General features: G+C 66.9%; 11 protein-coding genes. 3 read left to right on the plus strand and 8 right to left on the minus strand.

The features are described from left to right. Positions 1-4: 4 nt before the first annotated feature. Genes CP958_RS17440 through CP958_RS17460 form a run of 5 tightly spaced genes read right to left on the minus strand, consistent with a single transcriptional unit; the run spans position 5 to position 7,556 of the window. Positions 5-2,719: a SpoIIE family protein phosphatase gene (locus CP958_RS17440; protein WP_096703474.1), complete on the minus strand. Its 2,715-nt coding sequence runs from the start codon at positions 2,717-2,719 to the stop codon at positions 5-7. After that, positions 2,698-3,597, minus strand: a complete 900-nt coding sequence (locus CP958_RS17445) for a formyl transferase (protein ID WP_096703475.1) — start codon at positions 3,595-3,597, stop codon at positions 2,698-2,700. Before CP958_RS17445 ends, CP958_RS17440 begins: the two co-directional genes overlap by 22 nt. Further along, entirely contained in the window at positions 3,594-4,619 is a 1,026-nt protein-coding gene (locus CP958_RS17450; protein ID WP_096703476.1) for an ABC transporter substrate-binding protein, read from the minus strand. Before CP958_RS17450 ends, CP958_RS17445 begins: the two co-directional genes overlap by 4 nt. Then, the gene (locus tag CP958_RS17455; RefSeq protein ID WP_096703477.1) at positions 4,616-6,709 is read right to left on the minus strand and encodes an MFS transporter; all 2,094 of its coding nucleotides are present in this window, start codon (positions 6,707-6,709) and stop codon (positions 4,616-4,618) included. The genes CP958_RS17450 and CP958_RS17455 overlap by 4 nt, the downstream gene beginning before the upstream one ends. A 10-nt stretch (positions 6,710-6,719) precedes the next feature. Further along, on the minus strand, positions 6,720-7,556 hold the full coding sequence (locus tag CP958_RS17460; RefSeq protein ID WP_141400560.1) for a hypothetical protein: 837 nt from the start codon (positions 7,554-7,556) through the stop codon (positions 6,720-6,722). Between the two features lie 188 nt (positions 7,557-7,744). Here CP958_RS17460 and murI point away from each other — a divergent pair, with 188 nt between their 5' ends. The 3 genes from murI (at position 7,745) to CP958_RS17475 (ending at position 10,268) form a co-directional block, all read left to right on the plus strand. Then, positions 7,745-8,599, plus strand: coding sequence for a glutamate racemase (gene murI / locus CP958_RS17465; RefSeq protein WP_096703479.1), 855 nt, complete (start codon positions 7,745-7,747; stop codon positions 8,597-8,599). 78 nt (positions 8,600-8,677) lie between these two features. Next, complete coding sequence (locus CP958_RS17470) at positions 8,678-9,694, plus strand: glycosyltransferase family 1 protein (RefSeq protein WP_096703480.1); 1,017 nt, start codon at positions 8,678-8,680, stop codon at positions 9,692-9,694. A 49-nt stretch (positions 9,695-9,743) separates the two neighbouring features. Continuing rightward, positions 9,744-10,268, plus strand: a complete 525-nt coding sequence (locus tag CP958_RS17475; RefSeq protein WP_096703481.1) for a heme utilization protein — start codon at positions 9,744-9,746, stop codon at positions 10,266-10,268. 67 nt (positions 10,269-10,335) lie between these two features. On the opposite strand, the gene CP958_RS17480 is transcribed toward CP958_RS17475, so the two are convergent. Genes CP958_RS17480 through CP958_RS17490 form a run of 3 tightly spaced genes read right to left on the minus strand, consistent with a single transcriptional unit; the run spans position 10,336 to position 11,616 of the window. Beyond that, a complete protein-coding gene (locus CP958_RS17480) occupies positions 10,336-10,890 on the minus strand; it encodes a nuclease (protein WP_096703482.1) in 555 nt (184 codons plus the stop codon). An 18-nt stretch (positions 10,891-10,908) separates the two neighbouring features. Next, positions 10,909-11,370 carry a hypothetical protein gene (locus CP958_RS17485; protein ID WP_096703483.1) on the minus strand — a complete coding sequence of 154 codons (462 nt, stop codon included), beginning with the start codon at positions 11,368-11,370 and terminating at the stop codon, positions 10,909-10,911. 15 nt (positions 11,371-11,385) lie between these two features. Then, positions 11,386-11,616, minus strand: a complete 231-nt coding sequence (locus CP958_RS17490) for a DUF2249 domain-containing protein (protein ID WP_096703484.1) — start codon at positions 11,614-11,616, stop codon at positions 11,386-11,388. Positions 11,617-11,856: the final 240 nt, after the last annotated feature.

Consider the following 11,856-nt stretch of genomic DNA (forward strand, 5'->3'; position numbering starts at 1 on the left):
TCTCCTATGCCGCAATCGTCTTGCGCAGCGTGGTGGTGTTACGCCCGCCCTCGTGCGCGTACTCGGTTCCATCCATGAATTCCTTCACCAGGAACACCCCCAAGCCGCCGATGGGCCGGTCCTCGACGTCCAGGTCGAGATCGGGAATCGGCGCCTCGGTGAAGGGGTTGTACTCCCTGGCGTCGTCAATGATACGGGTCACGAATTCGCGGCCATCGTAGACGAACTCCACCTGGATTTCATGGGCATCCTCGTCATCGTATCCGTACGAGATAATATTGGTGATCAATTCATCCAGACAGACGTTCAGGTTGAAAGCCAGCTTCTCCGGCAGGCTGTGCTTCTCGATGAAGACATCCACCAGTTCGGCCAGCCGTTCCAGTTCCGCGACGTCGTTGGCGATCACCATGGCCACCCGGTCGGGCTCCATGTCCACGGGTGCGGGGGGAACGGGCGCGGCAGGGGCGGGAACCGCCGCCGGAGCGGAGGCCGCCGTGCTCTCCTGCGCGGGCACGGGCGCCGCCCTGCCATCCATGTCATTCCCTCCCGTCGCCGGGAAGCCGGTCAGCATCAGCCGCGGCCGGGCTTCCTGGGGCGCATCCGCATCCATGGAAGCCTGATCGAAGCGCAAGGTCAACATGGTGATGTCGTCGAATTGTGGCGCGTTGCCGACGAAGGCCTCCACCGAGCGCAGCACTCCGGCGATCACCGCCTCGGGGTTGGTGTCCTCGGTGCGGCCCAGTTGGGCCATCAGGCGCGGCTCGTCATAGAGGGCATCGGCGGAATCCTGGGCCTCGGTGACGCCGTCGGTGTAGAGATGGAGAACGTCGCCGGGATTGAGCTGGAAGATGCCGGTCTCGTATTCCAGGTCCTCCAGCACGCCCAGCGCCACGCCCGAGACGTCGCGGATGGCCTCCACCCTGCCGTCGGTGCGCAGAATCATGGGCGGCGGGTGGCCGGCATTGCAGAAACCCACCTCGCCGGTCCGGGTGTCGAGCATGCCGTAGAAGGTGGTCGCGAACAGGGTCTGCGGGTTGTCGCGGGCCAGCATGGTGTTGACGAAGGCCAGGCACTCACCGGGAGAGCTGGACAGCGGCGCCACCGCCTTGACCAGCGAGCGGGTGATGGCGATGAACATGGCCGCCGGCACGCCCTTGCCCGAGGCGTCGCCGATGACGAAGCCCAGATGGTGGTGGTCGATGAGGAAGAAGTCGTAGAAATCGCCTCCCACCTCCTTGGCGGGCACCATGGAGGCATGAATCTGGAACTCGCCCCTTTCGGGGAAGGGCGGGAAGACCTGGGGCAGCGAGGACAGCTGCAGTTCGCGGGCGAAGTCCAGTTCCTGGCGCAACGCCGCCAACTGGTCGCGGGTGCGCAGGGCTTCGCGCAGAATCTCCACGTCGCGGGTCCGTTCGGCGATCAGCGATTCCAGGCGCTCGTGCTGTTCGCGGATACGCGACGACATGGTCTGGAAGGCCACCGCCAGCACTTCCAGCTCGCCCTTGGAGCCGTCCCCGCCCTCGGCCCCGGAGGTCGAGCGGTTGGACAGTTCCTCGATCTGCTTCAGATCGTCCAGCACCGCCTCGCGGGCTTCCTGCTCCAGCATCTCGGACAGGCGCAGCATCTGCAGGCGGATGAACAGCTCCTGGCGGCGGCGCTGGCGCTCGCGCCGTTCCTCCAGCAGGTCGATCTTGATGGCGTTCTCGCGGAACACGCCGACCGTGCTGGCGATACGGCCGATCTCGTCGTTGTCGTGGCGCACGTCCAACATCACCGAGGTGTCGCCCCGCGAAAGGGCGTTCAGCACGGCGATGGCCTGGTCCAGGGGGTCGAACGAGCGGCGCAGATACACCGAGAACACCGCCAGGACCAGAACCAGGAAACCGCCCACCGCACCGATGGCGATCATGCGGATTTCATGCTGGCGGGCCTGGGTATCGGTGGAATCGCGCACGCTGACCAGGGCGCCGATCACCCGGCCCTCGCCGTCGGACAGGGGGAACACCACCACGGAATAGAAGCGCGAGCCGTCGCGCCAGGTCTCCAGCCGGCTCTTGCGCACCGATATCTTGGACTCGAACACCCGCCACAGCAGGTCGTTGGTGCCGTCGGTCATGTGCCCGGCCCGGTCCACCAGGAAGACGTCCGAGCCGGTGGAGGCCTTGAACTCCTCCAGCGGCGGCCGCAGGTCCGAGACGATGGTGGCGACGCCGACCACCCCCCCGTCCAGCCCGGCCAGGGGCACGGTGATGGCGGCGATGAACTGCTTGTCGCTGTTCTGGGTGATGCCGGTGCGCGCCTTGCCGTTTTCGGCGATCAGCCGCACGGTGCCGGCATCCACCAGCGGCGTCTCCAGCAGCGAGCCCTGGGAGGTATAAAGCAGGTCGCCGTCCAGGCCGACGATCTCGACCCGCCCCACGCCGCGCCGGGTCAGCCCGGCGACGGTGGGCGCCATCAGCTCGCGCGCCTCGGAGGGGCTCTTGCGGGCGATGGCGGCGATCATCTCCTGATTGGCGGCCAGCAGCGGAGCGGCGGCCTCCAGGCGCTGGACGGTATTTTCCACCAGCTTGTCCCAGAAGATCTGCTGGCCGTTGAGAGTGGCCTGGACATAGCGCTCGTCGGCCAGTTCCTCGTTCTTGAGGCCGGCGAAGAACAGCCCCGCCACCAGCAGGGAATAGGTAAAGGTGACGATGAGCGTTACGCGGGTACGGAGCAGCATGCATCCCCCCGCCCGTTGACCACCGCCTTGGCCACCGCACCGGGCATGGCCATGTCCGGCGGCAGGAAGCCCGACAGGATTTCAAGGTACTCCGCCGGCTCGAACAGTTTCAGCCCCTTGGCCTTGAAATCGGCGAAGGGCTCGGCCCCCGGCAGCGAAACATACTGGCGCTGGCTGAAATCCTGCGCCGCGTATTGGGGCTCGCGGCCCTGGCGCAGCCCTTCGAGCATGGCGAGGAACAGGTCGAGGCCCGGCCGGTAGGTGTTGACCACGTGCCAGAGCAGCGAACGCCGGCGCTCGATGGGCAGATAGCCGATACCGACGATGGGGCCGGTGTCGATGCCCTTGTCCACCCGGTGCAGGGTGCAGCCGATGGCCTCCGCGCCCTCCAGCATGCAGCGGAACGGCGCGAACAGGCCGGCATAGCGCGGCAGGGCGCCGGGATGGACGTTGTAGGTGCCCAGGCGCGGGATATCGTAGGTATTGGGCTTGAAGATCAGCGAAAAACGCGCCGAAATGGTCAGATCGGGCGCGAAGGCGCGGATGCGGGCCTCGCCCTCCGGCCCGTTGAGATCGGTGATGCTCTCGATGGTGATGCCATAGCGTTCGGACAGGCCGGCGAAGGTCAGCAGCGGCGCGCCCTGCACCTCGGCCCGGTCCAGCAGCGGAAACAGGATGTCGGTGGGCAGGTCGCGCTCGTAGAATTTGATCTCCGCCAGTTCGGGCACGGTGTTTTCCACGGGCCGCGTCTTCTCGCTCATCAACACCATCACCGTGTCGCCGGCCAGATGCGGCAGCAACGTGTTGAGGATCAGGGCCCCGGCCAGGTCCATCTTGGTGCAAACGAGAATGCGAAGAGGCGGCTGGGGGGGGATCAAGGCTTGTTCTCCTTGGCCTCGGTGCGTTCGATGATCTCGGCCAGCCCCATCAGCTTCATGGGGGGAAACAGACCGATCTGCCGCACCACCGGCATGTTGATCAGCACCGACAGCCGCTTGGGAGCGTCGATGGGAATGTCCTTGGGAGCGATCTTGCGGACCAGGATCTGCTCGGCCTTGTAGGCGGTGAGTTGGCCCACCGTATAATAGCGGTATACGCCGCCGAACATGGCCTTGGAGGTCACCACCGGATTCTCCGCCGCCGCGAAGGTGGGGATGCCGTGCTCCAGCGCCGCCTGGGTCAGGATGTCGCGGTTGACGTTGAGGAAGGTGTCGGGCGGGATATAGAGGAAATCCACCCGCGCCGCCTTGATCTCGGCCACCTTGACCGGAATGCTGGCGGCACGCGGACGGCCCTCGGCCACCTCCAGCGGCAGCGCCACCACGTCGAAGCCGACAGCCTTGCCGATACCTTCCAACTGTTCGGCCGCCACCTGGGAATTGCGCTCCAGCGGATTGTAGATCATCCCCAGCCGCTTCACCGGCCGGTAGGACTGGATCAGGTTGACCTGGGTCTCCATGGGCACCAGGTACAGCGTGCCGGTGATGTTGCGCTCGGACGAGGACAGGCTGGGAACCACGCCGCCCACCGGCTGCGACACCACCGCGAACACCGCCGGAATGTCGGTGATGTGCTGCTCCGGGTCGACGGCATCGAAGCGGCCCAGCATCTCCTCGCTGACCGTGGTGCCCCAGGTGAAGACCAGATCCACCTTCAACGCCTTGGCCTCGGCCACGAAATCCTTGAGCTTGGCCTTGTCCTGACCGGCGTCGCGGATGATCAGCTCCACCGGAATGCCCTGATTGGCGAAATAGTCCTTGAAGCCCTGGGCGGCATCCTCCCAGCCCCGCCACAGGGCCATGTAGATACGGAACGGCTTGGCGGCCGGCTCGGCGGCTCCGGCGGGCGGAGCGGCCACCAGGACCAGCAGCGTCAGGGCCAGGGCGAACAGACGTCTCATTCCCCCCACTCCGTCTCGATGTGGGGGCCGGCATGATAGGCGAAGGACAGCAGGGCGAACACCGCCGCCAGTCCCAGCACCACCCAGCCCAACGCCACCACGGCGCCCTCGAAGCCGTAACGGGGCAGCAGCGCCGCCGCCAGCAGCGGCCCGGCGAAGCTGCCGATACGCTCGGCCAGACGCAGGAAGGCCAGCACGTTGGTCTGGCCGATGGCGCGGCATTCGGTCCAGCACAGGTCGGGGATCATCGCCAATTGCGGCGAGGCCGACAGGCCGTGCGAAATACCCAGCAGCAGGATGGCGACCTGCACCGCCTGGAACGGGGTGCCCCAGAAGGCCGGCAGCACCAGACCGGCGCCGCCGATCAGGCCGCCCACCGCCACCAGCCCGGCCCGCCAGCCCACCCGGTCGGCAAAGCGGGCCACCAGCGGCGACAGCAATACCACAGACACCGGATAGGCCATCATCATGCGGGCCATGTCGCCCAGGTCGATGGAGGGATCGCGGCTGAGCGTCAGCGGCACCAGGAAGAACAGAAAGCCGGTCAGCGCGATCTTGGAGGGAATGGCGGCAAAGACCACCAGCGCCGAAAAGCGCCAGTTGCGCAGCAGCCGCAGGAAATCGCGCTTGCGCGGGCTCGGCCCCTCGGCCACCGGCTGGGCGCGGCCCAACAGGCGCCAGATCAATATGGCGGTGATCACCGTCAGCAGGCCGGCCACCAGGAAGGTAACCCGGAACCCCACCCGCTCGGCCAGCACGCCGCCGATGCCGGTGCCGCACACGCTGGCGGTCAGCACGGCCCCCACGTAGACGCCGAGGCCCTGGGCGCGGGTCCGCTGCTGCGACACCTGGGCGATATAGCCCTGGCAGGCCATGGTGATGAAGGCATAGCCCAGCGCCGTGGCCACCCGCCAGACGATCAGGTCGTAAACCGTGAGAGCCAGCCCGGACATGACGAAACCGATGGTGGCCGGCACCAGTCCGATCAGAAACACCCGGCGCGCCCCCAGCCGGTTGGCCAGCAGGGCCGCCGACGGCGAGGCCAGGGCGATCACCAGCATGAACAGCGCGATGGGCAGGCCCATGACCATCTCCGGGCTCAGGCCGGGAATGGGGGCATAGAGATCGCGGATGTAGAGCGGCATGAACGAACGCGAGATTTCCTCGGCGAACACGAACAGGAACAGCGGCAGGCGGATGTCGGTGGCCTGGTGCTCGTTGACGATCTCGGGTTGGCCGTTGCGGGCGAAACGGAACAGGAAGCGGACCCGGGATTCGATGTCCTTGACCTTCTCGACCACGCCGGCATCGAAATGGGCGGCCTTGACCTCCTCGATATAGGCCTCGAGCCGGCGGAACAACTGGTCGGCCAGCCGGATGGCGCCATTGAAGCCGTGCACGAAGCGTCCCACCTCGTCGTCGGAGGTGACACCGGCCGAGCAACTGAAATCGCCGCGCCGCACCCGGTCCATCACCGTGCCCACCACCCGCATGGGGCCGGTGATGTTGAAGGTCACCACGAACAGCAGGATCTCCACCGCCACCAGCAAGGCCACCAGGGTGACCACCGCCAGATCCACCAGGATTTCCTGCAGCCGGCCGCGTACGTAATCCTGATCCATGCCCACATGGATATGGCCGATGCGATTGCCCTTGACGCTGAGCGGCTGCACCAGATCGATGAAGCCGCCCAGGGCGAACTTGCGCGGCTGTTCCGTGTCGGTGCCGAAATCGACGCCGCCATAGACCCGGTCCAGCGCGCCCCGTTCGGCGCCCTCGGTGAACAGCACCTTGCCGGTGCGGTCGGTGATGGACAGATAGCGGAGTTCCGGGTTGGCGGCCAGGACGGGGGCGAAGAACTGGTCCACCCCCTGCAACTGGTCAAGCGGAATGCCGTAGCCCACCGCCCGCTCGATGGACAGTTCCAGATCGCGGCCGATGGCCTCGGCCTTCTTGTCCATCTCGGGGACCAGGCCGCGGGTGAACTCGCCCATGGCCTGATAGGAAATCCACGCCACCGGCGGCACCAGCACCAGCATGACCAGCACCAGCAGGCGGATGAACAATGGGCGAGTCCGGTCGATGATCATGGCCGCCCCCTCACATCAGCCGGTCGAGACGGCCGACTTCGTCGGTGGCGTCCTTGACATGGTCGATGGTTTCGCGGGTCTTGGCGACGAACTCGGCGAAACGCGCCTCGAAGGAATCGCCGCCGCCCTCGGGGATGGCCTGTCCGCCCACGGCGAGGACCTCGCCCATGGTCTTCTCCATGCTGCCCAGCTTGCGCCCGACGCCGCCGAACAGAGCGTAAAGCCCGACCACCGCCACCACCGAGGCCCCCACCAGGGCGATGGCGATGCTTTTCAGCAACTGGGTGAGCAGGCCGGAAACCCCCTTCTCCACATAGGCGATGGGATAGCGCAGGACCACGCCGCCCTCCACCTTGCCCAGGTTGTTGACCAGGGGCAGGCCGACGATCAGGTTGTCCTCGTCCACCACGCTGAACGATTGCTGCATGCCGCTGCGGATGGCCTCGGCCAGGGATTCCGACACCTTGGTGCCGATGGCGCCGCGATCGGTATCGAACAGCACCTCGCCCCGGTAGTCGTAGACCTCGACGGCCAAAATCTGGGAGTCGCGCGATTTCTCGCGCTCGATGATCTCCTGCACCTGCCGCAACTGGCGCAGGGCGAACCCCAGGTTGAGACTGTCCTCGACCTTCTTCTTGATGGTGAACACCACGAAGGAGTAGCGGGACTGCACCTGGGCGGAATAGACGCTTTCGAACTTGTAGTAGGCGAAGAAGGCGGTCACCACCAGGGTGAACAGCAGAATGGAAAGCAGGGCCAGCGACACCTTGCGGGCCAGCGACCAGCGCACCGGACGGGCCGGAGGCAGGCTGGCGCCCGCGCCGCCCGCGATACTGGATTGCCCCATCAATTCCAAGACCCGTATCCTTCCCACCGGGCGACGGTTGAACCAAACCGCCGAAGCGATTAGAAGCAGGCTCTGTTTATAGGATATTTACTGATGCTGTCCAAGGGCGCGGCGGTGGAAATTCCCATGAAATCCGGAGATACGCCCCTTTCCGTTCAATCATGCGCCACCTCGGTCAAAAGATTCCAATGACTTCGCAACAAGGGCATACAGTGTTCACCTCACCCGATGCTATACCTGCGACATACCCGGTAGGAATTTTCGACTCTGGGGTGGGCGGACTGACTATCGCTGCAGCCATACGGCGTACCATGCCCGACGAACGGCTGCTGTACCTGGGCGACGTGGCGCGCCAGCCCTACGGCACCAAATCGCCGCGCACCGTGACCCGCTATGCGGTACAGGCGGCTGAATTCCTGGTTGAGAAGGGCATCAAAGCCCTGGTGGTGGCCTGCAACACCGCCTCGGCGGTGGCGCTGGACGCCATTGCCGAGCGTTTCCCCGGCCTGCCGGTGCTCGGCGTGGTCGAGGCGGGAGCGGACGGCGCGGCCCGCGCCTCGGCCGGCGGCCGCATCGTGGTGGCGGCCACCGAGGGAACCTGCCGCTCGGAAGCCTATGAGCGGGCCATCGCCCGACGGCGCGAGGGCGCCCGGGTGCGCTGCGTGCCCTGTCCGCTGTTCGTCGCCCTGGCCGAGGAGGGCCTGACCGACGGCCCCATCGTCGAGAGCGTCGCCCGCCATTACCTGGGCTCGCTGTTCGACGGCGGCGAGGGAGGCGACTGCCTGGTGCTGGGCTGCACCCACTTCCCGCTGCTGGCCCCCGCCCTGGCGCGCCTCGCCGGGCCGGGCGTCACCCTGGTGGACTGCGCCGAGGCGACCTCGTCCATGCTGGTCCATCTGCTGGAAGGACGCGAGGCCCCCAAGGGCACCGGCGGCGGCCTGCAGCTGATCTCCACCGACGCGCCGGAACGCTTTGCCCGCATGGTGGGCAAGCTGTTTCCCGCCCTGGGTCCCTCGCCGGCGGTGGAGCTGGCCGATCTGTAAACTTCACCGACCTGTCACTTGAGCGGCAGGGCGGCGCGGCCTAGGCCTTCTCCCGAGATTTGCGGGAGGACATCATTCATGCGCATCGCCCTGGTCACCGACGCCTGGACACCCCAACGCAACGGCGTGGTGCGGGTGCTGGCCACCCTGGCCGGCGCGCTGGGCGATCTGGGCCATCTGGTGCGGGTGATCGAGCCCTCCTCCTTCACCACCCTGCCCTGCCCGTCCTACCCCGAGATTCCGCTGTCGCTGCTGCCCCGTCGCCGGGTGGCCCGGATGCTCGACACCTTCGCCCCCGATGCCGTCCACATCGCCACCGAGGGGCCGCTGGGCTGGGCGGCGCGGGCCTGGTGCCTGAGGCATCACCTGCCATTTACCACCGCCTACCACACCAAGTTTCCGGAATACATCCGGGCGCGAACCGGTGTGCCACTGTCGTGGCCCTATGCCCTGATGCGCCGCTTCCACGGCCCGGCGGCGGCGGTGCTGTGCCCCTCGCCCTCGGTTCACCGCGAATTGCGGCAGAAGGGCTTCGGCAACGCCGTGCCGTGGTCCCACGGGGTGGACACCGACACCTTCCGGCCCGGCCCCAAGGATTTCCTCGACCTGCCCCGGCCCATCTTCATGTATGTGGGCCGGGTGGCGCTGGAGAAGAACCTGCCCGCCTTTCTCGGCCTCGACCTGCCGGGCTCCAAGGTGGTGGTGGGCGACGGTCCGGCCCGCGCCGGGCTGATGAAGCGCTTTCCCGATGCCCATTTCCACATCGTCAACGGCGACCAGGATTTGGGGCGGGCCTATCGCGCCGCCGACGTCTTCGTCTTTCCCAGCCGCACCGACACCTTCGGCCTGGTGATGCTGGAGGCGCTGGCCTCGGGGGTGCCGGTGGCCGCCTTCCCGGTCACCGGGCCGCTGGACGTGGTGGGCGGCGCCCCCATCGGCGTGCTGGACGAGGATTTGCGCGCCGCGGCGCTGCGCGCCCAGGCCATTCCGCCCGAGGAATGCCGCCGCCATGCCTGCCGCTTTTCGTGGACGCGGGTGACGGCGGAATTCCTCAGCCATCTGCGGCCGTTCATCCGGCGCGCACAGGCCGGTTGATCTTTGCATGGCGAGGGGAGCACACTGCGCCCCTCGTTTCCTGACGTGGATGGCCGCCTTGTATTTTCGCCCCGCCGCTCTTGCGCTCGTTCTCGGCCTTGCCGCCCTGCCCGCCCTGGGAGCCAGTTGCGGCACCCCCGAGGAGATCAAGGCGGCCCAGCTGCGCCAGTTCCATTACCAATTGCAGGTGGCGGCGCTGAACTGCCGGAATGACGATCCCTCGCTGCCCGGCAAGTGGAGTTCCTATATCCACCACCACGGCGGCACCATGAGCGCCAACGCCAACGTCATGCGCGGCTATTTCACCCGTACCGGCAAGGGTGTGGCGGGCTTTGACCGCTACAACACGGTGCTGACCAACCGGGAATCGGTGCGGGTGCACGAGACCGAGGGCTATTGCGAGATGCACGTCCCGCTGTTCGAGAAGGCCATCGCCGCCAATGGCCCGCAGTTGATCACCCTGGCGGGCGAGACCGTGGGCCGGCCGGTGGATATGAGCCCCTGCACCGAAACGAAGAAGGCCGAGGCGGCGACCGAGAAAAAGGCCAAGAAGGTCGCCACGCGGACCAACTAGAGTCTTTCGCATTCAAGCTGAATCGCAAAGGAGTACTTCAGCTTGAAGCTGATGCACTCCAGCGGCCCTACTCCTCGTCCTCGGCCTTGCGCCGCGCCGTTTCCCAGTCGCGGGGCAGCACCATGTCGGCGGCCCACAGACCGCGCTTGGCCGCCACCGCCTGCTTCTGCGCCTCGGCATAGGGACCGTCCTTGGCGGCGCGGGCCAGACCGCCCTGGACCAGCAGGCGCCCAAGATCGCCTTCGGCCACCCGGCACCGCCCCCAGAGCTGGCCCGAAGCCACGTCGACGATCTCGCAGGCCACGCCCTTGCCCACCAGTTCGCCCATGCGCTTCCTGGCCGGACGGGCACAGTCGAATTCATCCTTGGCGGATTTGGAGCCGCACAAATCCTTGCGCCCCGGCGCGGCGATACCGGCCAGAACGATGTGCAGGCCGCGCACCTGCAGCGATCCGGCATCGAAGCCCTCGGCCCGGCCCCACACGCAGGCGCCGCCCTCCGCGTCCTCGGAACAGCGGAGCGGCGGAGCGGCGGGTTGGGTCGCGGGCGGCGAAGGCGGCCCGGCGGCCCAGGCGGGGGCCGACAGGACCAGGGCGATCAGGGCGAAAGCGATTGCATGCATTCGCCCACGATACGGCACTTATTGCGCGACGTCGATCCTGAAGCCCGCGTGACAGACGGTGCAGCGGTCCAGTTGCGCGATCAGGCGAGTGTTGAGCTGGGCGGGGGTCTCGCCCTTGGCCGCCGCCTCGGCCATCTCGTCGAAGCCGCCGTGCAGGGTCATGGCCAGACGCTTGAAGTCCAGGGGCAGCTTGGCCAGCAGGGCCGGCGCCCTGTCGTGGGCCTCGCCCATGCCCATGGCCTTGGCCGCCGCGGCCACCTTGACGGTATCGCCCTCGGCCAGGGCGGCGGTGATATCCCTCACCGCCACCAGCAGACCGCGCATCTCGGTGAAGACGAAATCGCGCTCGGCGGCGCTCATGAGAATGGCGGTACGCCCGTCCGGGGCCTTCTCGGTCCGTCCATGGACGAACAGCACACCCAGGCCGACGGCCGTCACCAGCCACAGGACAAGGGCGATCAGCCCCAAACGGTTTCTCATTACCAGCTTCCTCTCTCAGACGGTCCGGGAAATGCGCACCCGCCACACGTCGGGGCCTTCCTCCAGATATTCCCAGCCGAAGGTACCGGCCCGCTCGGCGTTGAAGTGATAATAGAGCGGCTTGGGGTCGTGGTCATTGACCAGGATGAAGGCGCCGCCCACGGCCAGGGACTCGAAGGTCCCGAAGATCTGCGGGTGGCGGTCGCGCGGCTGGATGGCGCGGACGTCGAGCTGGGGTTCGGACATGGCGGTCGGGACTCCTTGGAATTGGGGAGGCCCCGATACGGCGGGAGGGGAGTGGGGAGGGGAGGGCCTGCCGCACCGGGGCTCTGACGAAATACATAAGCTGTCCACTAAGTCTTTACCTTGAGCCTGGTCAAGCGCCTCGGTCCAAGCAAAGGTAAAGACCATAATGCGGCATAAGGTATTTTCCGCCGCCCTCCCGGCCACCCCTGGACAGCCCGCCGCCCCACGGGTTAAAACCGC

The organism is Magnetospirillum sp. 15-1 (assembly GCF_900184795.1).
In the GTDB taxonomy this organism is placed as follows: domain Bacteria; phylum Pseudomonadota; class Alphaproteobacteria; order Rhodospirillales; family Magnetospirillaceae; genus Phaeospirillum.

Coding starts and splice junctions, on each gene's coding strand:
- CP958_RS17455 (WP_096703477.1), bottom strand. CDS start 6,709: ATGATCATCGACCGGACTCGCCCATTGTTCATCCGCCTGCTGGTGCTG.
- CP958_RS17470 (WP_096703480.1), top strand. CDS start 8,678: ATGCGCATCGCCCTGGTCACCGACGCCTGGACACCCCAACGCAACGGC.
- CP958_RS17490 (WP_096703484.1), bottom strand. CDS start 11,616: ATGTCCGAACCCCAGCTCGACGTCCGCGCCATCCAGCCGCGCGACCGC.
- CP958_RS17440 (WP_096703474.1), bottom strand. CDS start 2,719: ATGCTGCTCCGTACCCGCGTAACGCTCATCGTCACCTTTACCTATTCC.
- CP958_RS17485 (WP_096703483.1), bottom strand. CDS start 11,370: ATGAGAAACCGTTTGGGGCTGATCGCCCTTGTCCTGTGGCTGGTGACG.
- murI (WP_096703479.1), top strand. CDS start 7,745: ATGACTTCGCAACAAGGGCATACAGTGTTCACCTCACCCGATGCTATA.
- CP958_RS17450 (WP_096703476.1), bottom strand. CDS start 4,619: ATGAGACGTCTGTTCGCCCTGGCCCTGACGCTGCTGGTCCTGGTGGCC.
- CP958_RS17480 (WP_096703482.1), bottom strand. CDS start 10,890: ATGCATGCAATCGCTTTCGCCCTGATCGCCCTGGTCCTGTCGGCCCCC.
- CP958_RS17475 (WP_096703481.1), top strand. CDS start 9,744: ATGGCCGCCTTGTATTTTCGCCCCGCCGCTCTTGCGCTCGTTCTCGGC.
- CP958_RS17460 (WP_141400560.1), bottom strand. CDS start 7,556: ATGGGGCAATCCAGTATCGCGGGCGGCGCGGGCGCCAGCCTGCCTCCG.